24 protein-coding genes and 1 pseudogene are annotated in these 26,936 nt (G+C 52.6%); 15 read left to right on the top strand and 10 right to left on the bottom strand.

Annotated features, from left to right (window positions below; translation table 11 throughout):
• Positions 1-10: 10 nt before the first annotated feature.
• Positions 11-916, bottom strand: coding sequence for a MurR/RpiR family transcriptional regulator (locus ACCD00_RS09820; protein ID WP_222585674.1), 906 nt, complete (start codon positions 914-916; stop codon positions 11-13).
• A gap of 227 nt (positions 917-1,143) precedes the next feature.
• Between ACCD00_RS09820 and ACCD00_RS09815 the strand changes: the two genes are divergently transcribed.
• The 3 genes from ACCD00_RS09815 to ACCD00_RS09805 all read left to right on the top strand — a co-directional run bounded on the left by ACCD00_RS09815 (position 1,144) and on the right by ACCD00_RS09805 (position 4,621).
• The gene (locus tag ACCD00_RS09815; RefSeq protein WP_222585675.1) at positions 1,144-2,472 is read left to right on the top strand and encodes an aspartate aminotransferase family protein; all 1,329 of its coding nucleotides are present in this window, start codon (positions 1,144-1,146) and stop codon (positions 2,470-2,472) included.
• Between the two features lie 10 nt (positions 2,473-2,482).
• Positions 2,483-3,046, top strand: coding sequence for a carboxymuconolactone decarboxylase family protein (locus tag ACCD00_RS09810; protein WP_413423996.1), 564 nt, complete (start codon positions 2,483-2,485; stop codon positions 3,044-3,046).
• A gap of 312 nt (positions 3,047-3,358) precedes the next feature.
• Positions 3,359-4,621, top strand: a complete 1,263-nt coding sequence (locus ACCD00_RS09805) for a hypothetical protein (protein ID WP_413423994.1) — start codon at positions 3,359-3,361, stop codon at positions 4,619-4,621.
• A 369-nt stretch (positions 4,622-4,990) separates the two neighbouring features.
• Here the strand turns inward: ACCD00_RS09805 and ACCD00_RS09800 are convergent, their stop codons facing one another.
• Positions 4,991-5,539 carry a helix-turn-helix domain-containing protein gene (locus tag ACCD00_RS09800; protein ID WP_222585678.1) on the bottom strand — a complete coding sequence of 183 codons (549 nt, stop codon included), beginning with the start codon at positions 5,537-5,539 and terminating at the stop codon, positions 4,991-4,993.
• A 383-nt stretch (positions 5,540-5,922) separates the two neighbouring features.
• On the opposite strand from ACCD00_RS09800, the gene ACCD00_RS09795 reads away from it, so the two are divergent.
• The gene (locus ACCD00_RS09795) at positions 5,923-7,308 is read left to right on the top strand and encodes an NAD(P)/FAD-dependent oxidoreductase (RefSeq protein WP_413423992.1); all 1,386 of its coding nucleotides are present in this window, start codon (positions 5,923-5,925) and stop codon (positions 7,306-7,308) included.
• 15 nt (positions 7,309-7,323) lie between these two features.
• Positions 7,324-7,667: pseudogene (locus ACCD00_RS09790) on the top strand (cupin domain-containing protein).
• Here the strand turns inward: ACCD00_RS09790 and ACCD00_RS09785 are convergent.
• Positions 7,657-7,914, bottom strand: a complete 258-nt coding sequence (locus ACCD00_RS09785; protein ID WP_413423990.1) for a PucR family transcriptional regulator — start codon at positions 7,912-7,914, stop codon at positions 7,657-7,659. The pseudogene ACCD00_RS09790 and the gene ACCD00_RS09785 overlap by 11 nt on opposite strands.
• On the bottom strand, positions 7,803-8,495 hold the full coding sequence (locus ACCD00_RS09780; RefSeq protein ID WP_413424034.1) for a hypothetical protein: 693 nt from the start codon (positions 8,493-8,495) through the stop codon (positions 7,803-7,805). The genes ACCD00_RS09785 and ACCD00_RS09780 overlap by 112 nt, the downstream gene beginning before the upstream one ends.
• Before the next feature lie 135 nt (positions 8,496-8,630).
• On the opposite strand from ACCD00_RS09780, the gene ACCD00_RS09775 reads away from it, so the two are divergent.
• From ACCD00_RS09775 to ACCD00_RS09735, 9 genes are all read left to right on the top strand, one after another.
• The gene (locus ACCD00_RS09775) at positions 8,631-11,090 is read left to right on the top strand and encodes an FAD-dependent oxidoreductase (RefSeq protein ID WP_413423988.1); all 2,460 of its coding nucleotides are present in this window, start codon (positions 8,631-8,633) and stop codon (positions 11,088-11,090) included.
• A gap of 145 nt (positions 11,091-11,235) precedes the next feature.
• The gene (locus ACCD00_RS09770; protein ID WP_413423986.1) at positions 11,236-11,682 is read left to right on the top strand and encodes an NAD(P)/FAD-dependent oxidoreductase; all 447 of its coding nucleotides are present in this window, start codon (positions 11,236-11,238) and stop codon (positions 11,680-11,682) included.
• A gap of 90 nt (positions 11,683-11,772) precedes the next feature.
• Positions 11,773-13,179, top strand: a complete 1,407-nt coding sequence (locus ACCD00_RS09765) for an NAD(P)/FAD-dependent oxidoreductase (protein ID WP_413423984.1) — start codon at positions 11,773-11,775, stop codon at positions 13,177-13,179.
• Positions 13,180-13,198: 19 nt separating this feature from the next.
• Positions 13,199-13,546, top strand: a complete 348-nt coding sequence (locus ACCD00_RS09760; protein WP_413423982.1) for a cupin domain-containing protein — start codon at positions 13,199-13,201, stop codon at positions 13,544-13,546.
• A 127-nt stretch (positions 13,547-13,673) separates the two neighbouring features.
• Positions 13,674-14,951, top strand: a complete 1,278-nt coding sequence (locus tag ACCD00_RS09755) for an MFS transporter (RefSeq protein WP_413423980.1) — start codon at positions 13,674-13,676, stop codon at positions 14,949-14,951.
• Entirely contained in the window at positions 14,952-16,571 is a 1,620-nt protein-coding gene (locus ACCD00_RS09750) for a PucR family transcriptional regulator (RefSeq protein ID WP_413423978.1), read from the top strand.
• Between the two features lie 449 nt (positions 16,572-17,020).
• On the top strand, positions 17,021-17,308 hold the full coding sequence (locus ACCD00_RS09745) for an FAD-dependent oxidoreductase (protein WP_261398011.1): 288 nt from the start codon (positions 17,021-17,023) through the stop codon (positions 17,306-17,308).
• A 77-nt stretch (positions 17,309-17,385) separates the two neighbouring features.
• Complete coding sequence (locus ACCD00_RS09740) at positions 17,386-17,586, top strand: hypothetical protein (RefSeq protein WP_413423976.1); 201 nt, start codon at positions 17,386-17,388, stop codon at positions 17,584-17,586.
• Positions 17,587-17,880: 294 nt separating this feature from the next.
• On the top strand, positions 17,881-18,909 hold the full coding sequence (locus ACCD00_RS09735; protein ID WP_222585684.1) for an ABC transporter substrate-binding protein: 1,029 nt from the start codon (positions 17,881-17,883) through the stop codon (positions 18,907-18,909).
• A gap of 921 nt (positions 18,910-19,830) precedes the next feature.
• On the opposite strand, the gene ACCD00_RS09730 is transcribed toward ACCD00_RS09735, so the two are convergent.
• The 3 genes from ACCD00_RS09730 to ACCD00_RS09720 all read right to left on the bottom strand — a co-directional run bounded on the left by ACCD00_RS09730 (position 19,831) and on the right by ACCD00_RS09720 (position 22,102).
• Positions 19,831-20,073: an AbrB/MazE/SpoVT family DNA-binding domain-containing protein gene (locus tag ACCD00_RS09730; protein WP_413423974.1), complete on the bottom strand. Its 243-nt coding sequence runs from the start codon at positions 20,071-20,073 to the stop codon at positions 19,831-19,833.
• Between the two features lie 537 nt (positions 20,074-20,610).
• On the bottom strand, positions 20,611-21,579 hold the full coding sequence (locus tag ACCD00_RS09725) for an endonuclease (protein WP_413423972.1): 969 nt from the start codon (positions 21,577-21,579) through the stop codon (positions 20,611-20,613).
• Positions 21,580-21,646: 67 nt separating this feature from the next.
• The gene (locus ACCD00_RS09720; RefSeq protein WP_413423970.1) at positions 21,647-22,102 is read right to left on the bottom strand and encodes a VOC family protein; all 456 of its coding nucleotides are present in this window, start codon (positions 22,100-22,102) and stop codon (positions 21,647-21,649) included.
• Between the two features lie 580 nt (positions 22,103-22,682).
• Between ACCD00_RS09720 and ACCD00_RS09715 the strand changes: the two genes are divergently transcribed.
• Positions 22,683-23,327, top strand: coding sequence for a TetR family transcriptional regulator C-terminal domain-containing protein (locus ACCD00_RS09715; protein ID WP_413423968.1), 645 nt, complete (start codon positions 22,683-22,685; stop codon positions 23,325-23,327).
• Between the two features lie 9 nt (positions 23,328-23,336).
• Here the strand turns inward: ACCD00_RS09715 and ACCD00_RS09710 are convergent, their stop codons facing one another.
• From ACCD00_RS09710 to ACCD00_RS09700, 3 genes are all read right to left on the bottom strand, one after another.
• Positions 23,337-24,215, bottom strand: a complete 879-nt coding sequence (locus ACCD00_RS09710; RefSeq protein ID WP_413423966.1) for a LysR family transcriptional regulator — start codon at positions 24,213-24,215, stop codon at positions 23,337-23,339.
• 107 nt (positions 24,216-24,322) lie between these two features.
• Positions 24,323-25,363 (bottom strand): histone deacetylase family protein, encoded by a 1,041-nt coding sequence (locus ACCD00_RS09705; RefSeq protein WP_413423964.1) that lies wholly within the window; start codon positions 25,361-25,363, stop codon positions 24,323-24,325.
• Between the two features lie 57 nt (positions 25,364-25,420).
• Positions 25,421-26,815, bottom strand: a complete 1,395-nt coding sequence (locus ACCD00_RS09700) for an aminotransferase (protein ID WP_413423962.1) — start codon at positions 26,813-26,815, stop codon at positions 25,421-25,423.
• Between the last annotated feature and the right edge of the window lie 121 nt (positions 26,816-26,936).

Below are 26,936 nucleotides of genomic sequence, written 5' to 3'. Positions count from 1 at the left end.
GCGCAGTTCGCTACAGGGAAGAGTTGAGCTCAGTGATCAATGTTTCTCGATACTTCAGGGCGGCTACGCCTTCTTCGCCCAGTCGTCCGGCAACGGCGGTCAATAGCCCCTGAGCCAAGAGCATGAATGCACACATGCTGTTGCTGAAAAAAAGGCTGTGGTTGGGCACGTAAAATCGGTGCATCGCGACCTTGGCCAAGGGTGAGCTTGCAGAGTCGGTCAGAGCAACCACCTTGATCCCGTGCCGTGCTGCGACTTCGGCCGTTGCGATTACGCTAGGCGTATAGGGGAAGCAGCTGGATACGACAAGAACGTCGCCCTCATCGAGTTGCGCAATTGCATCGGCTACCCCTTGGCGACTTGAGTCCAGGGCGGCAACGTCAGGCCTCAGCATGCCCAACCCGTATGCCATGAAAAGCGCGAGGGAATTGAATTGACGCATGCCATGTATTCGAACGCGGTGCGCAGTGCTCAGCAACTCAACGGTTTCCAAAAAAGTCTGCGGATCAACATGCTCGATCATGCTCGCGATGTTGGCGCTTTCTTGGCGACCAAGTCGGGTGAGCTGATTCATCGCGTCGTGGTCAATAGAGGTCAGCATCAAACGACTCGCTTGGTCGCTATAGAAGCTTTTGCCTTCGGTGATTTCCCTACGAAAGACATCTTGCAGTTTGCTGAAGCCTCCATAGCCAAGACGCTGAGCCAGGCGCGAAAGAGTTGAAGCGTTAACTTCAAGCTGAGCTGCCAGCTCACTTATCGAAGACACAGCTGCACGCTGAGGCGACTCGATCAACGCCATCAGCACACGCCTTGAGCTCCCGCCTAGAACGATCTCCGACTCCCTGCGCTCAATCGACTCAAGGAGTTGCTTTAGACCGGCGAGAGTTTCGGGAACCACATCTTGCAACCGTGTCATGGTCGATTTCCATCTTGTGGGGGGGCTTTTGGGCGCGAACGCCAAGCATCCCAGCAAGTAAACCTCCCATGGTCTCCTAATGCAATTTTTCCGTGCAAAACGGCGTGCATAAAAGGCAGCCTCACGCATTAACGGATGCAAATAAAAACTGCTTGTCGGATAAAATGCAAAAAAACATTGCAAAATAGCTTTGTGCATTTATGATTTGCACAAACCCGGAGGACATCATGAGCCACGTATTTCACCGCAGTCTCAAACAACAATATCCAACTGCCGTCAAAGGTGATGGTCCCTACCTGATCGATGCTCAAGGGCGTCGCTATCTGGATGCCAGTGGTGGTGCGGCGGTGTCCTGTCTAGGGCATAGCGACCCCGAGGTGGCCCAGGCGATCAACGCGCAGGTGGCAAAGGTCGCATACGCGCACACATCCTTCTTCACTACCGAGGTCATGGAAGAGCTCGCCGATTTTCTTGTTGCTCGCGCACCTGAGGGTATCGATTCGGTCTACTTCGTCTCAGGTGGATCGGAAGCTGTCGAGGCTGCGCTCAAGCTGGCTCGACAATACTTTGTTGAAGTTGGCCAGCCTCAGCGCAAACATGTAATCGCGCGCCGTCAGAGCTATCACGGCAACACGTTGGGTGCCCTCGCAACTGGCGGCAACGAATGGCGTCGTCAACAGTTCGAGCCGTTGCTGATTGATGTAACGCATGTAACTCCATGCTATGCCTATCGCGAGCAGCGCCCAGGAGAAACTCCGGAAGCTTTGGGTGTCCGACTCGCTGCCGAACTCGACTCGCAAATTCAGGAGCTGGGTGCCGAGAATGTTATGGCGTTTGTTGCTGAGCCTGTGGTTGGTGCGACGCTGGGTGCCGTAACAGCCGTACCAGGCTACTTCAAACGTGTGCGGGAGGTCTGCGATCGCCATGGTGTGCTGCTGATTTTGGATGAAGTTATGTGCGGCATGGGCCGCACCGGCACTCTTTTCGCTGCTGAACAAGAAGGTGTCACCGCCGACCTGATCACCATCGCCAAAGGGCTGGGTGCCGGCTACCAGCCTATCGGGGCAACACTGGTGAGTGCGCGAATTCGTGATGCAATCGCGCAAGGCTCCGGCTTCTTCCAGCACGGTCATACATACATTGGCCACGCCACGGCCTGCGCTGCCGCACTGGCGGTACAGAAGATCATCGAATCCAAAGGTCTGCTCCAGCAGGTGAACTACCTGGGAGAGCGTCTGCGTGATCGTCTAGTCGAAGTGTTTGGCACCCATCCGAACGTGGGTGATATACGCGGACGCGGCCTGTTTCAGGGTATTGAATTCGTAACTGACCGTTCAACTAAGGAGCCTTTTGATCCAGCTCTTAAGCTCCATGCACGACTTAAAAAAGCGGCGATGGCTGAGGGACTGATGTGTTACCCGATGGGCGGGACCATTGATGGCCTACGCGGTGACCACATCCTTCTCGCGCCTCCATTCATTCTGAATGACCTCCATCTGGAAGAACTCACCGGCAAGCTGGTTACAGCGGTTCGCAAGACGTTAGCCGAGGTCTGAGGAAAACATTATGAACATTCAGTCTCGCCTCACCGATTTGAACGAATCACAGATGGATGACGCACAGCGCGAGGTCCTGAAGGAAATCCTTTCGGGGCCCCGCGGTAATCTGGATGGGCCGTTTCTAGCCTGGATTCATAGCCCGGCCTTGGCAAACCATGCTCAGCGTCTTGGGGCTTTTTGCAGGTATCACACCAAGCTTGAGTTACGCCTTAGCGAGTTGGCCATCCTAGTGACTGCGGCTTGGTGGCAGTCTCAGGCTGAGTGGCAAATTCATGAGCCGATTGCGCGCAAGGCGGGCTTGGCTGAACAAGTGATAGACGCTGTGCGTGAGCAACGTAGTCCGGCGTTCCAGCGCAGAGACGAGGTCATCGTCTATCGAGTCGGTGAAGAGCTATATCGGACGCGCAGAGTCAGCGAGCAGCTGTACGCCGAGGCAGTCGATGTATTCGGTGAGCCGGCGGTGGTCGAGCTGGTAGGGATATTTGGCTATTACGCACTGGTTGCGATGACATTGAACGTTTTTGCCGTGCGTCGAGATACGGACATCCCACTCCCATTTATCGAGCCCTAAAGGTTTATGGGGGGCTTCGGTTTCACGTCACCGCGGCACCCCTTTTTTATTCAGCGTGATCGGCAACACCGTAAAGCAGGTAGTACAACATGAACAAAATCTACCCTGAATCATCACCGACCTTGCGGTCATGGACGTTTGCGAGCAGGGGCTTCGACTTGTCGAACTCACCCCAGGCGTTAGTCAGGATCAGGTTCAAGCCGTCTCAGGCTGCAAGCCTGATCTGATTTCCTCGAGGTTGTCATAGTCAGCTTTAAACCGCGGCTACTGATGACCTTTTTTTGCGAACGTCTATAGCCATGAGGTTCCGGCATGCTCTCTCTCACGCTGCCCCAGACATCTGAAAAGTCCGAGTTCCAAGCGCGATTCGATGCTGCAATTGCTGATCTGGTTACCCCCGAAATGCGTGCGCAGATTAGTCTTTTCGCTCAGCAATTTTTCAACGTGATTGCGATTGAGGAACTGAATCAGCGACGTCTTGCGGACCTGATCGGTTGCACGCTGTTTTCTTGGAACATGCTCCAGGATTTTCACGTGGTCGCCCCTAAAGTAGTCGTCTTCAATCCTGATTACGAAAAGAACGGTTGGCAGTCGACTCACAGCGTAGCCCTCATTCTTCATGCGGATTGTCCTTTCCTGGTCGACTCAGTTCGTACAGAGATCACTCGTCGCGGATATAGCATTCACGTGCTGCAGAACAGCGTGCTGAGCACGCGCCGCGACGAACACAGCAGGTTGCAGGAGCTGGTTGCTGATGCTGAGCAGGTAGAGGCAGTTGGTCGTGAGTCTCTGATGTTCATCGAGTTAGACCGTTGTGCGACTGCGGCCGAGCTGACCGCTCTCCAGGACGCGCTTGAAGATGTTCTAGCCGAAGTGCGTCTGGTGGTTCAGGACCATCAGGCGATGCGTGAACGGGTTATTGATCTGCGGAATCAACTTCGTAAGAGCAAATCGCTCTCTTCAGAGCAGACGCTCGAAGAAACCGAGTTTCTGGATTGGATGCTCGAGGATCGTTTTACCTTCCTCGGATACGAAGAGTTTAAATTGGCCGAAAATCACGAAGGTGCTCGCGTGGTTTACGATCAATCATCGCTGCTGGGGCTTTCAAAGCGCCTCCGTTTAGGACTCGACGAAGCAGTGGTTGAGCCTTTTGTAGCAGCTTATCTGCGCGAGCCGCTGCTGCTTTCGTTTGCCAAGGAAGACAGTTTGAGCCGGGTGCACAGACCTGCTTATCCAGATTTGGTTTCCATTCGGATTGCGACTCCAAAAGGTAAGGTGCTGAAGGAATGCCGTTTTGTAGGCATTTTTGCAAGCCGGACCTACAACGAAAGTGTTCGTGATATTCCGCTTATCCGGAACAAGGTCACTCAGATCGCCAAGGGCTCCGGATTCATTCCACGCAGCCACCTGAGCAAAGAACTCATCAAGGTTCTGGAAGTACTTCCTCGGGATGATCTGTTCCAGACTCCAATTGATGATCTTCTTGCCACTGCGGTCGCGATCAGCCCTTGTCCATTAACCACTCAAGATGGGCAGCTTATCAAGCCGACCTTGAATGTCGCAGTTTTCAGGTAGGTAGGGAGCGGCTGAAGTACAGGTGTTTTTCTGGTAGTAATGATCAATCCGAATGCAGTGAAGACTTCAAAATAAGGGAGGCGCAGTGCATAGACATAAGGCAGACCTGAGCGCCGCATGTGCATTGCCGATTTACGCCAAAATAGATTGAGCCAGGTCCGTGACATGGGGATATATGAACTATCCGGATTGGAGTCTTTAGGCCCCGTTTGGAGGATACGAGCAGTCTGGGAGCAGAAGAAAACCCCTGACTGGGGCCTCCATGATTATCTTGAGATAAAAGAGGCTTCCGGAGGGCTCCTGTAGCCCATTTATCAACATGTGATCAGCACTGGAGCCCCAAAAACATGAGGCTCAGTCATCTGGTGCTCAGTTATAAACCCAAAGCACTCGTGTAACGACCTCACTTTTATTAGCGCAGCGACAAGGTATTCCAGCCGGAATCTGAAATCCGTCCCCTGAGCCGATACGTATCTCTTCCTCATTGACCCAAAGGGTCAACTCACCTTCCAGTACATAGCCGCCCTGTTCTGAACTGTCAATGATATTGCGGTCGCCGAAATCCGATCCCGGATCCAGTGTGGTCTCGAGCATGATCAGCTGGTTGGACATTGATGGAGATATCACCTGATCGGTTACGCCTCGTGCATACGTCAGCGTCCGTCGCTCGTCAGGATGAGTTATCCACTGTTGCTGAGGTGAGGCGACAGGGTCCATGAAGTATTTGTAAGGAACGTTCAAGGCCCGGCTGATAGCGTCGAGATCCTCCACGCTGGGTTGCGAAAGTCCGCGCTCGATTTGGGAAATAAATCCGATTGAGCGGTCAATCTTACTCGCTAACTGACGGACCGTGACATTCTTGCGGGTGCGTAAATCACGGATTATCTTAGCCAAATAAGCTGTGTCAGGCGTGGTCATGCAGGGCTGTCCCTGGTTCTGAGAGAAACGTAGCGCAATTATGCCGGGTCTCTGGTTGGACACAAGGTGCCTGGCTACTGAATGCCTTAGTAAAATCCTAAGATCTCATGGTGGAGATGATCATTTACGGAGGTTGATCGCCTCTAGCCTCGGGGGAGTACGCCGTTTTTCATCTCTGGGGTGCCATTGGCCCCGCTTTTAAGAGAGGGCCAACGAGCCTCGTCGAGGCCAGCCAAGGGTTGCCGGTGATCCCAATGTAGCTCGTGACGAGCCTCATATTTTTGTATGAGGCTCGCTCATCAGTTTGCTCCAAACAGACGATTGTTGCCGGCGTGGGGAAGGGCCACTGTGAACCACCTACAGGTCAAGCATGGATTACAACAATGAAACGATCCTTGTGGTTGGAGGAAATCGGTTCCGAGCTGACGCCTCTACCCTCATTGAAGGGCAATCTCTCTGTCGATGTAGCCATCGTCGGGGGTGGTTTCGTGGGGCTGTGGACTGCGTTGAAGCTGCTAGAGCAGGAGCCTGGTTGCCAAATCGCAATTATTGAACGTGATATTTGCGGCGGTGGTGCCTCAGGGCGAAATGGCGGCTTTGTCATGTCGTGGTGGCCAAAAATTAGCTCTCTTTCTGCGCAGTGTGGAAAAGAGGAAGCCGTACGCTTAGCTAGAGCTTCGGTTGCCGCCATTGGTGAGATCGAACATTTTTGCCAGGCCCACGGCATCGATGCCCACTTTCGTCGTGCAGGCTGGCTGTGGACAGCGACCACTGACGCCCAACGCGGTGCGTGGAACGATGTATTAAAAACGTGCCAAAAGCTGGGTGAGGCTGTCTTTAGCCCATTATCCAATGCCGAAGTCGCCAGGCGTGCTGGATCAGCTGCGCACTTGGAAGGTGTGCTCGAAATCAGCAATGCAACCGTGCAGCCGGCACGGCTGGTGCGTGGATTGCGCCGGGTTGCGTTGGAAAAAGGGGTAAAGATTTTCGAGAACACTGCAATGATCAGCCTTGAGCGGACCGCGCCGGCAGTTCTAAACGTGCCGGGTGGGACGTTGACTGCACGAAGCGTAGTTTTGGCTCATAACGCCTGGGCCGCTGGGATCCCTGAGCTGAGCAGTACGATATTGCCGGTTACCAGTACGATTGTGGCAACAGCCCCGATCCCTGAGCGCCTCAAGGACATCGGCTGGACCGGAGGAGAGACCATCACGGATTCGCAGTTGATGGTGGATTATTACCGGACGACTTTGGATGGTCGCATCGCCTTCGGTAAAGGGACGGGGATGATCAGCTACGGCAGCCGGATTAACGCTGGTTATGACGATAACCCGCGGCTGAGTGCCGATACTGAGCAAGATTTCCGACGCACTTATCCGCAGCTCAAAGATTTGGCGATCACCCATACTTGGTGTGGGCCGATCGATCGCACGTACGACAGCCTTCCAGTGTTTGGTCATTTGAAGAATGCCCCAAACATCGTTTATGGAATCGGTTGGAGTGGTAATGGTGTGGGGCCGAGCCGTTTGGGCGGGAAAATACTCGCCAGTCTCGCGCTGGGCCGTAAAGACGAGTGGAGTAGCTGTGGTTTAGTGGGTCGTAATCCTAAATGCTTCCCTCCTGAACCATTCCGATACCTAGGCGGGCTTTTGGTGCGCAGTGCGGTTAAACGCAAAGAAGCGGCAGAAGCTGAAGGCAGCAGCCCAGCTTGGCTTGATCGTCAACTCGCGGGGCTGGCACCTGCGGGCCTCGAAGACAAAAACCTTTAAGATAAGGAGAACCTGATGCCTCAACCTTTGTTGTTTGGTGCTCCGGCCACTATGGAATTACCGGCTTCCGTTCCAGTAGTTGAGCCGCTTGGCGCGCAGGTCGCGGCGACCTCCACTCATGCCGTCGAGGGAGAGGACAGCGTGCTCGCGGGGGGTTGGGAGTGTTCCCCAGGACGCTGGCGGCGGAAAATTCTCTCGAAGGAATTCAGCCATTTCATCGCTGGCCATTGTATTTTTACCCCTGATGGGGGGAGCCTATCGAGCTTCGTGCCGGCGATGCAGTATTTTTCCCTGCGAACTGTGAGGGGACTTGGGAGATCATTGAAACCGTGCGTAAAAGTTTTGTCATCATTCGCTGACTCCAGAAATTCCCGCAATTTCGGCGGAGCAGAATGCAATCCGTAGGATTGCGACATCTTCTGTCAGGTCCAGAGACCGACCTGTAATCTCCTCAATACGTCGAATCCGATATACCAGCGTCTGTTTGTGCACATTCAGGCGCTGGGCAGACTTTTGCCAAGCCCGATTCTGCTCCAAGAAAACCCGTAACGTGTGCTGGAGCTGTCCGCCTTGTTGAAGGTCGTAGTCAGCGAGTGCGCCAAGCACGCGTCGGTGTAGCCTGCGCGCCTCATCCAGCGTGCTAGGCAGCCATGACTGCTCATCTTGCGCCTCGGCATAGAAAACCAGCGGCCGCTCTTGGGTCCGTGCGCAAGTGCCAATCGCGCCTCGCGCAGTGCCTCTACGGTACGCAGGCCTCTCAGTAGAGCATTACTCACTCCTAGGGGGCATTGCAGCTGGTGCTGCAAGAGCTGTGCATCGGCGCGATCCTTCAGCAGCAAGATCAACTCTCCCCCTTGCTTGCGTATTAGTACCTCAAGTCCTTCCCTGCGCAGCTGTAACGGCCATTGAGCCGCCAGCTCGGTCTTAGGGCGCGCCAGTACAAGACACGCTTGATCAAGGGGGAAATTCAGCTGTTCCAATCGCTCTTGTGCAGAGCGCTCGGTCAAGCGTTCTTGTAGCAGATCATCGATCAATTCTGAGCCGACTCTGAGCACACGCTCATGCTCCACCTGCAAGCGTTCGAGTTCGATCCCTAGTACGGCGACAAGGTGATGCAGTAATCCGTAATCGATCAGGTCTCCTCCAGTTGCGAGTATCGAGCAATTGTCCAAAGACGGCAGGGCCATGACTAGCGCATCGGAAGTGCCATCGGTGCATCGGATGATTATGGCCTGAGTGAGCAAACAATCAACGTTGTCATGTGAACATTATTTGGTTAATGTTCATGAACACACATGGTTTTTTGTTCACAGGTGCCCAACATGTCTCGTTCTCTTCCTCCCCATGCCCGTGCAGTCATCATCGGCGGCGGCGCCATGGGTACCAGCATTGCCTACCACCTTGCCAAGCTAGGCTGGACCGACATCGTTCTTCTAGAGCGGGATCAACTGACCTCCGGGACCACATGGCATGCGGCAGGGCTAATCGCCTCTGCCGGTATGTCATGCGAAACGTTGCTCTGGTCGCAGCAGTACACACGCAAGCTTTACGAGAACCTTGAGGCTGAGACGGGATTGTCTACAGGCTTCAAGCGTATTGGTCACCTGCACATCGCTACTAATGCAACTCGTAGAGAGGTCCAGCGCCGTGAGATTAATTTCGCGCGCTCCCAGGGTCTTGATAAATTCGAGCTGGGTCCAGATGAGATCAAAGAGCTGTTTCCACTGATCGAAACGGCTGGACTTGTCTCTGGCAGCTACACCCCTTCAGATGGCCGCGCCAACCCTGTTGACGTGACGATGTCTTTGGCTAAGGGGGCTCGGATGCATGGGGTGCGCATTTTCGAGGACGTCCAGGTTCAAGACGTCATCGTGACGAACCAGCGCGTGACAGGGGTAAAAACCAATCTGGGTGACATTACGTCCGAGGTGGTAATTTTGGCTGCCGGCATGTGGTCACGTCAGCTTGGAGCGAAGCTCGGCGTCTCTGTCCCGTTACAAGCCGCAGAGCACTACTACCTCCTTACCGAGGACATTGAGGGCGCTCACCCTAATCTTCCTGTGGTGGAAGATCCTGATACGTATTCATATGTTCGAGAGGAGAACGGAGGGTTGCTGTTTGGCCTCTTCGAACCGCAAGGAGCTGTATGGTCTCCGCAAGGGATCGCAGACAATGCAAGTTTTCTGCACCTTCAGCCTGATTGGGACCGGATGACTCCGTTCTTGGAAAAAGCGTTCGAACGATTCCCCGTTATGAATGACGCCGGAATTCGGACATTCTTCTGTGGGCCAGAAAGCTTTACTCCCGACGGGTCCTTCCTGATGGGCGAGGCTCCTGAGGTTGATGGTCTCTACGTTGCAAGTGGATTGAATTCACTTGGTATTCTATCTGCGGGTGGCATGGGGCGTTTGGTGGCCGAGCAAATAGTGTTCGGTAACGCCTCTCAGGACATGACCGGCGTCACCCTCGCGCGTACGCCTCGACATGAATCGACGCGTTCATTCCTTGCTGATCGCATTCCTAGCGCCCTTGGCTATACGTTCAGCCACGCTTCATTGCCCAATTACAAGCATAAGAGTGCGAGGGGCGTGCGCCGCTTGGCATTGCACGACCGTTACGCTGCTAGAGGTGCTTACTTTGTAACACTGAGTGGTTGGGAAATGCCGTATTGGTTCAGCCAGGACGGCGAAATGCCGGAAGTTGAATATCGCTTTGGACGGCAGAAGTGGTTCAAATATTCTGAAGCTGAACACCGTGCCACTCGCGATGCAGTGGCACTGTTCGATAAATCGTTCATGGGGAAATTCATCGTTCAAGGACCGGACGCAGAAAAGGTTCTTAATCGTGTCAGTGCAAACTCTGTTTCGATTCCGGTGGGTCGAAACATCTACACTCAATGGTTGAACTCCCAAGGCGGCATCGTTTCTGATCTGACGATTACAAGACTTTCCGAACAGGAATACATGCTAGTTACCGGCGATGTGCTACAGCGCATTACTCTCTCCTGGTTACGGAAGCACACGTCCAATGGAGAGATCTGTACGGTTACGGACGTGACCTCTGCTTATACGTTACTCAGCTTGCAGGGTCCAAAGTCTCGTGACGTACTGCAAAAAGTGACCGGGGCAGATCTATCGACTGAGACATTGCCTTTCAGGGCAAGTTGTGAGGTTGAACTCGGTTATGCCCGCATTCTGCTGGTCCGGGTTACGTACATGGGAGAGTTGGGGTATGAGCTTTACATTCCGACCGAATATAGCCACTGCGCTTATGACACATTGCTCAATGGCGTGGAGGCTCAAGGTACGCCGCTAGTACATGCTGGTCTCATGGCCTTGGAAAGCCTCCGCTTGGAAAAGGGTTATCGCGATTTCGGAGTAGATATCGACAACACCGACACCCCGCTGGAGGTGGGGCTCAGCTTTGTTGTTGACTTCAACAAGGACGAATTCATTGGTCGTGATGTACTAGTAAAACAACGCGAGGAAGGTCCTCTGAAAAAGCGTCTCGTGCAATTCCTGCTCAAAGACCCTGAACCGCTTTTTCATGGGCAAGAACCCATCCTTTGCAATGGTAATTATGTGGGTTACATGCGGTCAGGTGCTTTCGGTCATACCTTAGGCGCTTCCGTCGGGCTCGGCGTAATCGAGTTGGAGGTCGGTATTACGGGTGAGCAGCTTCGTAACTGTCACTTTGAAATCGAAATCAATGATAAGCGGGTCGAGGCTGTTGCATCACTTGCTCCGCTCTATGATCCAAAAAGTGAGCGTATTCGTATCTAATTTCTAATGATGCTGCTGCGCACGGCCTGGGCAGGAAGTGCGTAGCTGCATCCAAGAAGCATTTTAAAGGTGCTTATATCTGCTGCGTTAGCAGGTGAAATGCCCCGCCTTGCTATCTGCTAATGATCAAAACAGGAATGCCGTCATGTTGCTCAAGGCACCAGTTGAAAATGATGAACATACCTCCACCTATTATGCAGCCACACTGGGCGGACACGTCACGTACCCTGAACTTATGGGGCAAGAGCGCGCAGATGTTTGCGTTATTGGTGGTGGGTGTTCCGGCGTCTCTACAGCTCTCCATTTGGCTGAAAGAGGCTATAGGGTGATACTGCTTGAGGCGGCTCGCATTGGGTGGGGCGCTAGCGGGCGTAACGGGGGGCAGATTCTGGGTGGGTTCTCCACAAGCGCTGAATCACTAGGTGAAAAATTGACCGAGGATGAGGCTCGCCTTTTTTGGGAAATGGGCAACGAGGCTGTCGATATCATCAAGGCGCGCATAGGAACCTACAAAATCGACTGCGATTTGGCCTGGGGTTATTGCGCATTGGCCTTGTTGGTGCTCCAGATTCTGTTTCGTCTGATGTTATGAAGGCCTCGTATCATCTTCCTAATAACGCTCAATGGTGAGGCCGTTGTAGACGAGGGGAAACTGTGCAAAACAACACAGTGGAGTTCTCCCATGCGCCTGGCGTCTTCTCGCCCTCTGACACGTAGCTACTGGCTACAGAGTCTGGAGGAAGATCTCCAACCATCATCCCCCCTTAATGGCGAATACTCTGCCGACATTGCAATCGTCGGTGGCGGTTTCGTTGGTCTGTGGACGGCTCTCACGCTCAAAGAGCGCGATCCCAACATCGATGTCGTTGTATTGGAGCAGGATATTTGCGGTGGCGGGGCGTCCGGTCGTAATGGCGGCTTCGTAATGTCCTGGTGGCCTAAGATTGGCTCGCTGCTGAACTTCTGTTCCAAGGAACAGGCGCTCTTCCTGGCAAACGCCGCCGAGCACGCCATCACTGAGTTAGGCGAGTTTTGCGAAAAGCATCAGATCGATGCGCACTACACACGTAAAGGCTGGCTCTGGACGGCGACGACGCCGGCTCATATTGATAGCTGGAATGGGACGCTTGAGACCTGCGCTCGCCTTGGTGTCGAGCCCTTCGAGCGGTTGTCGGCGGGTGCTGTTGCCAAAATGACTGGCTCCGATGTGCACCTTGCCGGGGTTTATGAGCGCAGCAACGCCACGGTGCAGCCGGGTGCGCTAGTTCGTGGCATGCGGCAAGTTGCAATGGAAGCCGGGATCCGCATCTACGAACAGACGCCGGTCATTTGCATAGAACCAGGCAGAACGGTGCGCCTGACCTCCAACTCGGGCTCTGTCAGCGCGGATAACGTTGTGCTGGCCACCAATGCCTGGGCGGCGGCCATTCCCGAGTTGGCAAAGCTGATCGTACCGGTGAACAGCTCGATCGTGGTTACCGAACCCATTCCTTCGAAGCTGGAAAAGATGGGTTGGACGGGGCAGCAATCGATCACCGACTCGCAGTTGATGGTCGACTACTACCGCACTACTCGTGATGGTCGCATCGCATTTGGCAAGGGCACAGGTGCCTTAGCTTATGGTTCGCGAATTGATGACACGTTCAGCCAGCACCAGGACAGCATCGAGCTGACCGAGGCTGACTTCCGCCGTACCTATCCAGGCTTGGCTTCGACTCAGCTTACGAATGGTTGGTCAGGGCCAATCGATCGTACTTACGACAGCCTGCCGTTGTTCGGCACTCTAGCCGGCACCCAGAACATCCATTACGGCATTGGCTGGAGCGGTAATGGAGTCGGGCCCAGTCGACTCGGTGGGCGCATCCTCGCAAGCCTTGCACTCGGGATCAAGGATGAATGGAGTACTTGCCCACTGGTTAACCGCCGCTGCAAAACCTTTCCTCGGGAGCCATTCCGTTACCTGGGTGGCAGCCTCGTCCGAAACGCCGTCATCCGCAAAGAGCGCGCAGAAATGAGCGGCGCTCAACCTTCCATTATTGACCGCATGCTGGCCGGGCTTGCCCCAGCCGGACTTGAAGATAAAGCCTGACCATACAGGAGCCAACAGCATGACCCCAATTGTTAAACGCCTTACTGCAGATACTCCATTTTCCGCGCATGCACCAGTTGCTCAGCCTCTCGGTGATCTGATTTCCCAATCCCGTCTCGCCATTGATGAGGTAGTTGAAGACCCGCGTTTTTCGCTGGGTGTCTGGGAATGCTCGCCCGGTGCATGGCGGCGTCAGGTGCTTCAGGCTGAATACAGCTATTTCATCAGCGGCAAAGGAATTTTCACGCCTGACGATGGTCAGGCCATCCACTTCCAGGCCGGGGACGCCGTGTACTTCGCGCCAAAAACAACCGGTGTTTGGGAGATCGAGGAAACGGTCACCAAGCACTACTTCATCGTTGGCTGACTGCCTTTGACACCTCCATAAGTTTAATAAGAAAGGTCTTTATATGAGTGTATTCGATATAATCGAAAATTCTCCTGTCTCAAAGTTTCACCGCAAATTACTTCTTGCCTGCTGCGGTGGCCCATTCTTGGACGGCTACATCCTCAGCCTGATCGGCATCGCCCTAATCGGTTTTGCCAATGACATTCCAGCTACGCCTGTTGAAACCGGACTCATTGGTGCAGCTTCATTGCTGGGTATCTTCTTTGGCGCGACGGTGTTCGGTGCGGTCACAGACCGGATCGGTCGCGAGACCATGTATGCGCTGGATTTGACTGTACTCATCATCGCGTGCGGTCTGAGCGCTTTTGTGACTGATGCTTGGCAGTTGATCTTGTTGCGATTCGTCATAGGCTTGGCGGTCGGTGCGGACTATCCCATCGCGACCTCGTTGCTTACTGAGTTCACACCCTCGAAGCGTCGCGGCTTCATGATCGGATTGTCTGGCCTAGCTTGGTCAGTAGGTGCGATGACGGCGTTCGTGGTGGGCTACCTAGTGGTCAACTTTAGTGGCGACCACTCGTTGTGGCGCTGGATGTTGTTCAGCGGTGCTGTGGTCGGCTTGATAGTCGTGATTATGCGTCGTGGTATTCCCGAATCACCACGCTGGCTGGCCAGCAAGGGTCGTGTGCATGAAGCGGAAGAGGTCATTCGCAAGGTCTACGGCAAGTCCGTAAAGATCACTCAATATGATATTGATCAGCTCAATGATGGAGGGCGACCACGCTCCATGCTCGCAGATCTGAAAATGATTTCTTCGGGTGGCTACCTCAAACGCACCATCATGTGTGGCGTGCTTTATTTTGCTCAGATTACCCCTCAGTACGTGCTATACACCTTTGGTGGAATGATCCTGATATCCGCCGGCATCAAAGGCACAAACGCGTCGACGTTGGGCGAACTGTTGATCGCCACACTGTTCGCAGTCGGGGTGATTCCAGCGCTGAAGCTCGTGGAAACATGGGGTCGTCGTCCCATGGTATTGGTGCCGTTCGCGTTGATGGCGATCCCGTTGTTCGTCCTAGGTCTTTGGGCGGATGCCCCGCCCTGGTTCATCATCGGCGCCTTCGCGTTCTACGCCTTCGTATCGGGTGGGCCAAGCATCCTGGAGTGGATCTACCCCAACGAACTGTTTCCCACCTCCGTTCGCGCTACAGCTGTCGGCGTAGCGGTGGGTATCAGTCGCATAGGAGCTGCAGCCGGTACCTACCTGACTCCAATCAGTATCGAGTCGATCGGTCTGCAAGCGACTTTGATGATCGGTGCCGGTGTAACCCTGCTTGCCTTCTTCGTTTGCTTGGCCTGGGCTCCGGAAACCAAAGGTCGATCCCTGCAACAATCTGCGTCGCTGAGCATGGCGACATAATTGAATTCCCCAAGCACTTTTCTGGCTCGACGTTCGCAGGGCGTCACTGATAGGGTGGGGGCGGAACCTAACGGCGTTGGTGGCTACAAGTCATCTACGCCGCTGGGCGTTTCTGCAGGCTCAGCTTGGCAGCCCATTACTATGCCTTTCAGTATCCAGGACATCATCGACAACGTATCGCTGCGCACTCGCTTACTGACCGGCGCGGAAGGTGCGCTGCGAACCTTGCGATGGGCCCACGTATGCGAACTGTCTGACCCAAGCGAGTGGTTCGGGGAGGGTGACCTGCTGATGACCACAGGCATTGGTATACCTCCTGATGCCGAGCAGCAACGTGCATACGTCACTAGACTCTCCGAAGCCAAAGTGGCAGGCATGATGATCGGTGAGAACATGCAAGCCCCGGAAGACATCTCGGGCCTGCGTGACCAAGCATCGCTGTTAGGTTTTCCAGTACTGATCACTCATTACTCCGTGCCATTTTCTGCGGTCACGAAAGCCATTCTGGATGCAAGGCAACAGAACGAAGATCAGCGCCGAAGAGCTGTTGTACGGCTTTATGAGAGCGCAAGGATCGGGCTACGGCATCTCGGCCTGGATGGTCTTTTGCTAAGGCTCTCAGCCGATGTCATGGCAGACCTGTACCTGTTTGACACTCACACCTTAGGGCCTTGGGAAGAGGGACTTGCGCCGCTGCCTGAGCAATGGCGCGAAGTTCTCAGCTCCCGTGTACGACTCACCTACGATCTAACACGCTGTAATACCGGTGAAAGCGAAGCATTGGTTATGGCGCTACCAGCTCTGCCACAGTGCGCCATCCTTGCGACGGGTGGTCAGCTGCTTGATTACGGCATCCTCCACCACATTGCCTCAGTTCTGGCGATCGAACTGGAGCGCCTTCAGAGCGAGCACGAGCGGATGCTTCGATTGGGTTCTGAGCTCGTGGATGATCTTCTGAACAATAGGCTTACCGAGCGAGCTGCATCCGAGCGGCTGGAGCAATTGGATTGTCCACCTGGAACCGCCCATCTTGTTCTTGCCCGATTAGAGCATGAGGCACCAAACAACTGGCAGCTGGAGCTGAGTAGGCAGAGCTTGAAGTTGCTAGTCCGGCAGTCCGGTGATGAGCTCGTGATCTTGCTGACAAATCCTGCCGCGTGCCAACCACTACAAGCGGCTTTGGGATGTTGCATGGGAGTAAGCGCTGTGCTGGGAACGGGGCTCAGGGTGCAAGAGGCGCTACGGGAGGCCCGTCTAGCGCTTGCCCATTCGACACCGACACGGCAAATCGTTGAATACGGCAGTGCCTTGGACGAAGCGTTCTGGCTGCCCGGTGATCTCGAGCAAGCCAACAGAATGTATCGTCGGGTCATTGGCAGTCTAGTTGACTACGATGTTCAAAACGGAAGTCAGCTCATCCATACCTTGCGGGTGTTCCTGGAGCAGAATCGCTCGTGGCAAAAGTCCTCGCAGATTCTCAATGTTCACAAGCAGACGTTGATTTATCGTGTGCACCGGATTGAGGAAATCACCGGGCGATCGTTGGACGACACGGAAGGCGTGGTCGAGTTTTGGATTGCGTTGCGTTCAATGGACATAGCCGCAGAATCGCAGCCCTAGGCAATCGTGTGTAGGTGAGCAGGGAGGACCGATCAGCAGGCCGAATTCCCCTGAGAGACGCTAGGCGGCACCAATATTTCAAATGGCAATCCGAGCCCTTTCGGTTGTAGTGCGGGCGTCAGCGTCTTGGACGCTTCAACAATCGCATTTAGCATATATGGCTCCATAGGGCTTGCCTTCCGCAGCTTGGTGTCAACGTGGAGCATCATATGTTCCCCGGTCGCCACTGTGATATCTCCTTACATCCACGACATACGTGTACGGGTGCAATCGTACATCATCGTACCCGATGATTTCCGTATACACCTCAAGAGGTGCCAACTGTGCATTCTTTTAGATTTCGCTGCCGACCCTGGACCTTGAAAAAGCTATAGCCTCAGTCGATACTCTTCTGTGAAGCCTACCTTCCTGAGGAGCACCTCTCCTGCATCGGCCATGACTTTGTAATAATGCCATTCAGTCATGTGACCGTTGAGTCCCTTGAAGGCGTACTTGAAGTCAGCAATGCCACAGTACAACCCGATAGACTGGTTCGCGGTCTGCGCCGGGTAGCGCTTGAAAAGGGCATTAAAATTTTCGAGAACACCTCGATGGACAGCCTCGATCGCTCGGCTCCAGCAGTCCTAAAGACTCCTAAGGGTTCGATCACTGCCAACCGCCTCGTGCTTGCCCGCAATGCGTGGGCTGCCCAAATCCCTGAACTGCGCCGAACAATTCTTCGGTTACAAGCACGATAGTTGCCACTTCGCCTATCCCGGATCGACTGCAAAAAAATGGTTAGACAAGTGGAGAGGCAATTACCGACTCCCAGCTCATGGTTAATTACTACCGTATCACTAAGGATGCCCGTATAGCATTCGGCAAGAATACCGGGATGATTAGTTACGCCAGCCGCGTGGGTGGGGGGTATGCCAACGATCCAAATTTTAGCGAAGACACCGAGCGCGATTTCCGCCGCACCAATCCGGAACTCAACGATGAACCAACCACCCCACTCCTGGTGTGGCCCAATTGATCGCACTTACGACAGCCTGCCGGTCTTTGGAGGCCTGGGTGGCACCCGGCATATTTTAATATTCTCAAGATGTCTTTATGCCCCCGTGGCTCTCTGGCGTGGAATAGCAAATTCTTAGCAAGTGTTATCTGATTCCTAATCCCTCTAGGTAGATCCCTCGTTCATACGATTTTATAAATCGCATACCACCAATTTTGTTTTCCGTCTGGTGGTCAACACTGCGAAGGGTGCACACACTCGACTTGCATTCAGCGACTTGGGCTCCGGTGCCCAACCTCATTTGCGGAGAAAATAATGAATAATAAGCTCGCGCTCACCCTCGCATTAGCCTCAGCACCATTTTTTGGCCAGTATGCCATGGCAGACATCACTGTTATGTCCCATGGAGGAGCTAACAAGGAGGCCCAGGCCGTTGCGTTCTATAAGCCATATACCGATGAAGTGGGAACCAAGATTATTGCCGGTGAGTTCAATGGCGAGATGGCCAAGATCAAAGCAATGGTAGACACAGGTACCGTCACATGGGATGTGGTGGAGATGGAAATGCCTGTTTTGAGCCGCGCCTGTGATGAGGGCTTGCTTGAGGAATTCAGCCCGAATCCTTCAGTCGCTCAGCAGCTACTGCCTGAGGCTTTGAACACCTGTGGCGTGGGTTTCTTTGTGTGGTCGACAGTGCTCGCCTATAACGCGGATAAATTGAAAGTAGCGCCTACTGGTTGGGCGGACTTCTGGGATCTGAAAAAGTTTCCAGGGAAGAGGGGCCTCAGAAAAGGAGCGCTCAACACCTTAGAGTTTGCACTGTTGGCTGATGGTGTGCCTGCAGCTGATGTGTATACCGTGTTAGCAACCAAAGAAGGCCAAGATCGCGCATTTCGTAAACTTGATGAGATCAAACCAAGTATTCAATGGTGGGAAGCAGGTGCTCAACCGCCGCAGTTTCTGGCCGCAGGTGATGTTGTCATGAGCTCCGCTTGGAATGGTCGGATTAGCGCAGTACAAAAAGATAGTAACCTGCGTATTGTTTGGAACGGTGGGATTTACGACATGGATGCCTGGGTGATTCCTAAGGGATCTAAAAACGTTGCTGAAGCCAAGAAATTCATTGATTTCACGCTGGCATCTCAGCAGCAAAAAGCATTCTCCGAGAAAGTTAGCTACGGCCCGGTTAACATTTATGCCCTAAAATTACTGCCTACTGAACGGCGGGACTCTCTGCCAACAGCAGACGCGAATCTGTCGCAACAACTTCACGTGAATGCCGCTTTCTGGGCGGATTATGGCGAGCAACTGGAGCAACGTTTCAACTCTTGGGCGGCTCGATAATCGCTGACATTGCTTACCGATAGTGTACAAGACGCGGTGGTGATCTATCACTGCGTCAGAATTACAATTTTTACAAATTATAAAGTACTTTGATCTGGCTTAGCGGAAAGAAAATATTGAGGTGAATCCTAAATTCACTGCGAGCATAAAACTCATGCTATTTTGGAGTAAGAGTAAAGCAGTGCGAAAACGTATTCGCTCATACTTTAAATCTCTTTCGCGTGCTTTGCAGGGTTTAACGCACCGCAACATGTTACGACTGTTGCGGTTTTTTTCATTAGCTGTTGAGTTCCATCGATCTCTTCGTCCGAGCGAAGTCGGTTTGTCATGGTGATGCTTCACACTACAGACGGCAGAAAGAAGGGGTAAAGGCGCGTCGTTCGTCCGGTATGCCGCACGATCCATTACGTGATCAAACGATAAGTTATTCAAAATGGAATTCACGCTCACAAGTCGTAGTGAAATATCAAAACGACGCTGGTAATGTCCTGGCCACGTTCGTCGAGCCATTAAAGGATGGAGGCGCAAATAGAAGCCCTGGAGCCGCGAACCTCCGGGGCTTCATTTTTTCAACAGATTTTTGGGCTATCGACTCGTTGCTTTGCCATTGCTTTTGTCCATATCTACTACCTTCAAGAGCTTTAAGAAGTTGAATATGGCGGAGGAGCGCAGTCAGACTCACACGCATGGCAGGAGAAATCGCTTCTTCGCGACGTATGTCGCGGCTAGATTTTTGCTTTGAACCACCCTAAAACCAGATCGGATTGTCGATATTGCTGGCCTAACGCGAAGGACTACATTGAGGCGTTCAGTAAACCGTCGGGAATGGTTTGAGAAGTGACTGAGGCTCGTGACTTAAAGGACAGGAATAAGGGCACATTGGTCTGATACAGGGTAGTGCTGAACCTTTTGCCTGACTGCTCATTTCTCCTCGGCGTTACCAGGCTGCCCGCTATCCCAGGCTTCAGTGAGCTCGTCTATTCGATCCGCGATTTGAGGCTTTTTTGATAGGACTAGGCACCGCGTGTTGCCGACAAATTCCTCTATCAAATACAGCGAGTCGCCAACATCAAGCTCGAGCTCCTGCAATGCTTCATCGGGAATTCGAATCGCACCGTCACCATCCCATTCTTCGATCATGATTTTCACAGGTGGCTTTATCACGTGTGGTCTCCGTTACGTTCAGTCGGCAAGCCGTTCCCGCCTGTAAATTCTCAGCAGCACTTTTTACAGGCCTGGGTAATCATCAAGTCTAAGGCTAGGAGCGGATCCATCCTCAGACTCGCACTTAGGCGTGTGTATTACTCCAGCTTCAGCGTCCGCACGCATCTGCTCGAGCTCTTTATGAAATGCTTTGTCCTGTACCGTGGGTTTGCTGGTGTATGGTTTACGCTCTGGTACAGGCTTGGCTGCATAAGTCGTTAACGCGTCTGGGTCGTGCTGCAGCTTTTCTTGTACTTGCGATTCGAGCATCGCACGGAGGGCGTCTTTATCGGGACGGCTAAGCATTTTTGTACTCCTAATTGGCAGCCAGCGATTAGCTCATCGGATGATGAAAGATGGCGCGTCCAAGCCTTAGCTGCAATCGCCTGCGGTGAATGGCTTTATCAAGTATGAAAATCGCAAAAACAGGACGCATGTCTCAGTCTAATTTTGGGGGCCGGCCTCGGTTTAGCAAGGCCGACTTTCAACAAGCAGCAACTATTTGCAGTTGCCGGCCTTTCGATATCCCGCTGCCTGGGCCTCAGATTCTGACGTGAAGGAGATCTGATTTTTTTCGGACACCTGGCCATAACTAGGGCACCCCACTGAGAGGTGATACACCTGGCTCTTCCGATTACCGATGATCACACCTGTACCGGTCGCGCTCGCCAGGGTTTGCTGGGCTGCTACTCGCGGAGGATTGACGGGAAGGGCACTAACTACCCCATCACCAACTGCCTTGTAGCCTTGCGACCAGCGACGCTCGCCAGTTACAAACGGATTGGAGTGCCCCATGATTGCCGCGATACGGCGATCCCGTTCTTTTTCCCAAGCCGAAACCGGGTACTGCTTGTCCCAGGCCATCAGGAGCTGTTGCTGCTGACGTGACATGCTCAGTTTGTATCTGTCGAACATGTAAAAGGTTGTCCTCGCGACCAGCCCTTTGACTTCGTCACGCGGTTCCGCAGCACGTTGCTCAAAATCAACCCGCGTCTTGCACTGTCCGTACTGCGGCGCAATCCCGGAGGTCATGCCGTAGTTGAAATTACTACGGTCGCCATTCACCTCCCCAACAGATGGGTAGAGGTTGAACAGATCAGCTTCCATGGCTCGGAAAACGGGATCATCATCCACACAATGCTCTCGACCACCGTTCTGCCAGCATTGGCGCTGGTTACCGAATGTCCACGCAGGAACGATGTGTTCCCATTCAGTCCGTTCCGCTCGGCTCTGTTGTTTCCTGGTTTGATAGCCGCAAGATTCAGCATCAATCCGACCACCCGACTTACCTACCCATGTCCATTTGCAGCCGCAATACAGCTCGCCCATGGCACTGTTCGCCTGGTCAAGGTAGATCTTTTGCTTGGCGATGACCTTGGCTTCGGAAAAGGTCGATGGAGGGCTTGAGAAGGCGGGGGGGATTACTGAGAAGGTCAGCAGCGCTATTACGGAAAGCAGTTTTTTCATTGGAAAGCATTAGCCAATTAAGGGCGCGCATTGTACTCATGACGCCCATGCCCACTGCAGATTTTTCTCAGGAAAACGCAGCCTCGATAAATGCCTCTAGCGCTTTATCTTCCAGTATCTCAATAGAGAAGTGACCGAAGCGTTTGGGCAACCAAATGATGCGTGCCCCAGACGGGGATCTCAGGTTCGCACGAGCCAATGGCTTTCCATTTTCGTCTTCTGGCTGAACACCTGCAGCCATCAATTCGTCATAAGCTTTCTCGATGTCCGGCGTCGAGTAGTAGTGGCGGTAAATAATCCCTTCACCCGACGTATCCAATAGCTCTTTCAGGTTCCCCGCCAACGGCTGTACCAACATGAAGCGCTCTTGGCCCATCAGCGCAATCGCGTAGCGCACATGCAGACCGCCTCGTTCCCAGACGAGCGTTTTGGAGATACTGGCGTTGAGTATTTGCGCGTAGTAGGCACAGGCTTCGTCGAGATTCTTGACCAGTACATCTACGTGACTGAATTTCAGATCCATTTGCAGTCCTCCTGTTGAAACGGCGTCCATGGTAAACACGTCGCTGATCGAACACGTTTATCCAAAGTCGTAGTGAAATATCAAAACGACGCTGGTAATGTCCTGATCACGTTCGTCAAACCATTAAGGGATGGAGGCGAAAATAGAGGCCTTGGAGCCGCGAACCTCCGGGGCCTCGCTTCTAACCGAAATGCTCGCGTTTACGTTTGAAGCGTTCGGGCTGGCCGTGCGAATGGGCTGCTTTCAGGTCACGCCAGAAGGTCGACTAGGCGAATCACGCAAGCGAATCGCCGTCGCCTCATTTCTCCTAGGCATTGCCATATTGTCCGCTATCCGATGCTTCAGTGAGCGCGTCAATTCGATCCGCAATTTGAGGATTTTTGAGATAGGACTAGGCAGGGTGTGTTGCTGACAAGCTCGTATATCAAAAGTCACGAGTCACCAACATCTAGCTCCAACTCCTGCAATTCCTAATCGGGGACGTGTTGGGCGTATGCTTGCTAAATAGCAGTGGTAGGGCGCATTAAGTTAAACTTGAGGGGTGCCGATTCTTCATGAGCCGTCTAATGAGGGTAGTTAATTGAACAGTAAAGCTTCTTATGGAGAGTTGAAGTCAAAGCCGACATTGCGTGAGGATAAGGTGCTTCAACGCCAGTCCAGCATTCTTCGAGCGGTATTGGATGTAATTTCACAACAAGGGCTCACGGGGATCACAATGGGGGCGATTGCTAAGGCTGCTGGGTGCAGTTTTGGTGTGGTCGCGTTTCATTTCAAATCCAAAGAAGGTGTGATACTTGCGGCCCTTGATTACTTGGCCGAAGAGTATGATCAGCAACGGCGGCAGGTAATTTCTCCCACTGCAACACCTTTGGAAAATCTAAATGCTTTAATTGAAAACGACTTTGATACGCATGTCTGCACGCCCAGAAGCGCGGCACTTTGGTTGGCATTTTGGGCTGAATCAGTGAGAGTGGAAAGCTATAGAAAAAAATGCGCGGATATCAAGGCGCGGTATATTGAGCTGGACGGGGAGCTGATTTCAGCGCTCGCAAAGCAGCGATCGCTAAATCTGGATAGTACCTTTGTTGCCCACTCGTTGAATGCCCTGATCCATGGCCTTTGGACGTCGAACCTTGTGTTGAGAAATACAGGAGTCGAATGGCAGAAACTATCGAAAAACTCCTGCCGTGATTTACTAAGATCTTATTTTCCGGACGACTTCTAGTAACAATCTTTATCGTAGTTCCATTTCGAGCCAGCTGCAAAAAGCTTGAGCAGCAGCTGAAAGAGGTTTGTTGAATGGCTTGAGAAGGAAGAACCGTGCATGGCTGTCAATTGATAGGGGAGTTGGTGAGCCGAGCTGCCCTCGAAGTGTAGACATCTCTATCAATTCTTCATTCAACAAACAAATACCCGCACCTTCTATAGCCATACTGACAGCTATCCCGTAACTGTCGACATAATATCTTTGATAGCTTTCTGATTCATTATGCGGATGTGTGGCCAGCCAATCGCTCCAACCACTAGGGGTTCCCAGAACGTCAATTAATGGGAAATCCATAAAGTCAGAACCGCTTTCTTTCAGTCGGGAGGCGATTGCGTTCGAGCAATAAGGCCTTAATATAGAAGAAATTAGTGGGGTGATGTCGTATTGTGGCCAGTTACCAAGTCCATACCGAATATCCAGTTCTGCTTTTGACGGTGGGGCGTCTGCTTCCCAGTTTACTCCATAGATACGTAAGGATATTTGTGGGTACAAAGCAGTGAACCTGGACATGCGAGGTGCAAGCCAAAGTTGAGCAAAAGAGTTGTTGACGCTGATCTCAAGAACTCCTTGGGCAACTGAACTAAAGATATTCACTACACCTTGATGAATATGCCACAGTCCCTCGCGAACTACGCTTAAATAAGCGCGGCCGGCTATCGTTAACTGAATAGACCGGGTCTTGCGAACAAAAAGGTCTTTTCCCAGTTTATTTTCGAGCAGCCTAATTTGTTGGCTGACGGCAGACTGACTCATGTTCAACTCATCTGCTGCATCAGAAAAGCTCATATGCCGGCCAACCGCCTCAAACGTACGCAGCCAGTTCAATTGTAGATTTGAGAGCGACATATTGGCGAGTCCAAATTTATCTTACGAGAAACAGCAGCAGAGAAGAACCAACAAAGAAATTCCCTGAGTAATTCAGCCAGTGCATTTCTGCCGCTGGCTGAATGACTTCAGCAGCTTCTGCCCTCAAAACCAAGAAGTACATTCACCGCATTTACCCCTATATCCGACACGGCATACCCCCCTTCCATTATGAAAAGGGTGGGTAGCCCGAGATCAGCTATTCGCTCACCCATCCGTATGAAGTCCGTCGAGCGGAGCTTGAACTGTGAAATGGGATCGCCTTCAAAGGTATCAACGCCCAATGAAATTAAGATTGCGTCAGGGGCGTAAGCAGAGATTTTTTTACATGCGTCTTCCAACGCGGCAGACCATTCTTGCCAAGCGATTCCAAGCTCTAATGGATAGTTGAAATTGAACCCCTCACCGTCGCTTTCGCCACGTTCGTCCTTGTGCCCTACAAAATATGGGTACTCAGCTTGGGGGGTCGCATGTATGGACGCGAATAACACATCTTTACGCTGGTAGAAAATGTCTTGAGTACCGTTACCATGGTGGTAATCAACGTCAAGAATGGCGACACGCTTTGCTCCTTGCTCCAAAAAAGCCTGTGCGGCTAGAGCTGCATTGTTCAAGTAGCAATAGCCCCCCATAAAATTGGTGCCAGCGTGATGACCAGGAGGGCGGCACAATCCAAATGCGGCTCGAGCACCTTGCCGAATATGGTCTTGAGCGGTGAGTGCCACTTGGGCGGATCCGTATACCGCCTTCCATGTCCCTTCGCTAATTGGGGCTTCGTTATCAAAACTGTAGTAGCCCATCTGCCCAACAATGGCATCGGAAATCGGGCCTTGTCGGGACATTTTATGTGTCGGAAAGGTTGATGGGAAAATGTAGCCGGATCGGCCAGCGGCGACCCACCGGCCCCATGCTTCCCGGATGAAGGACACGTAGGCTTCGTCATGAACTTTGTGGATCACATCAAGCCCGAAATCATGTGGCGCCACGATGTCCCCTAGATTCTCCGACATCACTCGGTTTAGTACCATGTCTGCGCGACTCGGCTTCTCAAACCAGGGCTCAACTTTTCCGCGAAACATTTCAGACGGCCCGAAGTGTAGGCGGTGATCTTCACAGAAAACAGTTAGCATTGTAGTAATGCTCCTTTGAGTAACTTCGCGTTCGGTACGCACTGGAACAAAAATAAATTATAGAAGTTCTTCGGCGGCCAGTTTGATCCCTTTCCTCAAAATGCTGATGATGTCGTTGATCTGCTCTCGGGTGATAATCAAAGGTGGCGAGATGACGCACATATTAGCAATCGGACGCACAATTAAACCCAGGTCGAAGCATATGTCGTCGACCCTATTGGCGAATGCTTTATCTGCATCACTTGCAATTACAGAATCCTGCTGAGTCATGCATTCTACGCAACCCACCAGGCCGACTGAGCGAACATCAACAACGCCAGGAAGGTCTGCTAAAGTTCTTAATTGATTTTGGAAATATGGTGCTAACTCACGTGTATGTTCGAGAAGGTTTTCTTTTTCAATTAAGTCCATGTTTGCCAATGCAGCAGCACAGCTCACCGCATGGCCGCTCCAGGTATATCCATTTGTGAAGAAACCGCCCTTTGATGAGTCTCCGGACACTCGCGAGATTAGTTTTTCGGACACAGCCATCCCCCCGAGTGGTACATATCCAGAGGTAACACCTTTGGCGAAAGTGATGATGTCAGGTACGAAGCCAAAAGTTTTTTCTGAAGCAAACCACTCGCCGCATCGCCCAAAGGCTGAAACTACCTCGTCGGAGATATAGATGATGTCGAACTTCTCACAGAGCGCTTTAATACGAGAGTGGTAGCCTTTTGGCGGGATAATAACGCCACCTGATGCAAGGAAAGGCTCTGCAAGAAATGCAGCCACGGTGTCGGCGCCTAACTCCATAATTGTTGTTTCGAATTCAGTCACCAGCTGATCTAAGAAACGTTCTTCGGTCAAGCCGTTTGCCAAACGTATATTCGGGCTCGATATGAAACGAATGCGATCCTGATGGATATCGAAGTTTTGCCAATTACCTTCACGCCCAGAGCATGCAGCTGTCAGGTATGTGCTTCCATGGTAGCCGTCTTTTCGAACAATGATTCGCTTCTTCATTGGACGGCCAAGTACATTGTTGAAGTACTCAGTGAAACGCAATGCTGAGTCTACTGCGGTGGAGCCCCCAGTTGTAAAAAAAAACCGATTGAGGTCGCCTGGGGTGACGCGAGCAATTCTCTCCGCCAAGAGTGCTGCCGGGGAGTTTGTTGTGTACCACGGTGAGTTATAAGACAAACTCATCGCCTGCTTTGCGATCGCGTCAGCCATCTCGCCGCGCGAGTATCCGATTTGGGTGCACCACATCCCTGCCGGGCCATCAATCAGCCTGCGGCCCTCTGGTGTCGTTACATAAATCCCATCACCACTGGCTAGCATCGGGCGAGACGTGCTTCCAAGAGTCGACATGTTCTCAGCGGGCGTCAGCAGATGGCGTTTCGCCTTTTCATCAGTCGCAGTATTCATTTGTGCAGAATTCATCAAAGCCTCCAATTGATAACGACGCATGAGCTCGACTGACCTCCACATGGGCAGATCGGCTCTGCGCCAGAATTGTGGGTGGCAGAGTCTAGATATCAGAAAACTGATTGATCAATCAATCACAATCTGGGCTTTTCGAACGGTGGCT

Origin of the sequence: Pseudomonas sp. Pseusp3 (genome assembly GCF_047304225.1) — a bacterium.
Taxonomy (GTDB): domain Bacteria; phylum Pseudomonadota; class Gammaproteobacteria; order Pseudomonadales; family Pseudomonadaceae; genus Aquipseudomonas; species Aquipseudomonas fluorescens_CD.
The sequence above is the reverse complement of the archived record's forward strand: the minus strand, read 5'-3'. Positions and strand labels throughout refer to the sequence as shown.

Excerpts from the sequence above, each read along its gene's own strand:
- ACCD00_RS09780 (WP_413424034.1), bottom strand. The coding sequence starts at position 8,495 with ATGGCCCTGCCGTCTTTGGACAATTGCTCGATACTCGCAACTGGAGGA.
- ACCD00_RS09735 (WP_222585684.1), top strand. The coding sequence starts at position 17,881 with ATGAATAATAAGCTCGCGCTCACCCTCGCATTAGCCTCAGCACCATTT.
- ACCD00_RS09720 (WP_413423970.1), bottom strand. The coding sequence starts at position 22,102 with ATGGATCTGAAATTCAGTCACGTAGATGTACTGGTCAAGAATCTCGAC.
- ACCD00_RS09815 (WP_222585675.1), top strand. The coding sequence starts at position 1,144 with ATGAGCCACGTATTTCACCGCAGTCTCAAACAACAATATCCAACTGCC.
- ACCD00_RS09805 (WP_413423994.1), top strand. The coding sequence starts at position 3,359 with ATGCTCTCTCTCACGCTGCCCCAGACATCTGAAAAGTCCGAGTTCCAA.
- ACCD00_RS09705 (WP_413423964.1), bottom strand. The coding sequence starts at position 25,363 with ATGCTAACTGTTTTCTGTGAAGATCACCGCCTACACTTCGGGCCGTCT.
- ACCD00_RS09770 (WP_413423986.1), top strand. The coding sequence starts at position 11,236 with ATGTTGCTCAAGGCACCAGTTGAAAATGATGAACATACCTCCACCTAT.
- ACCD00_RS09740 (WP_413423976.1), top strand. The coding sequence starts at position 17,386 with ATGGTTAATTACTACCGTATCACTAAGGATGCCCGTATAGCATTCGGC.
- ACCD00_RS09765 (WP_413423984.1), top strand. The coding sequence starts at position 11,773 with ATGCGCCTGGCGTCTTCTCGCCCTCTGACACGTAGCTACTGGCTACAG.
- ACCD00_RS09810 (WP_413423996.1), top strand. The coding sequence starts at position 2,483 with ATGAACATTCAGTCTCGCCTCACCGATTTGAACGAATCACAGATGGAT.
- ACCD00_RS09700 (WP_413423962.1), bottom strand. The coding sequence starts at position 26,815 with ATGCGTCGTTATCAATTGGAGGCTTTGATGAATTCTGCACAAATGAAT.
- ACCD00_RS09800 (WP_222585678.1), bottom strand. The coding sequence starts at position 5,539 with ATGACCACGCCTGACACAGCTTATTTGGCTAAGATAATCCGTGATTTA.
- ACCD00_RS09820 (WP_222585674.1), bottom strand. The coding sequence starts at position 916 with ATGACACGGTTGCAAGATGTGGTTCCCGAAACTCTCGCCGGTCTAAAG.
- ACCD00_RS09745 (WP_261398011.1), top strand. The coding sequence starts at position 17,021 with ATGCCATTCAGTCATGTGACCGTTGAGTCCCTTGAAGGCGTACTTGAA.
- ACCD00_RS09725 (WP_413423972.1), bottom strand. The coding sequence starts at position 21,579 with ATGAAAAAACTGCTTTCCGTAATAGCGCTGCTGACCTTCTCAGTAATC.
- ACCD00_RS09710 (WP_413423966.1), bottom strand. The coding sequence starts at position 24,215 with ATGTCGCTCTCAAATCTACAATTGAACTGGCTGCGTACGTTTGAGGCG.
- ACCD00_RS09775 (WP_413423988.1), top strand. The coding sequence starts at position 8,631 with ATGTCTCGTTCTCTTCCTCCCCATGCCCGTGCAGTCATCATCGGCGGC.
- ACCD00_RS09795 (WP_413423992.1), top strand. The coding sequence starts at position 5,923 with ATGAAACGATCCTTGTGGTTGGAGGAAATCGGTTCCGAGCTGACGCCT.
- ACCD00_RS09760 (WP_413423982.1), top strand. The coding sequence starts at position 13,199 with ATGACCCCAATTGTTAAACGCCTTACTGCAGATACTCCATTTTCCGCG.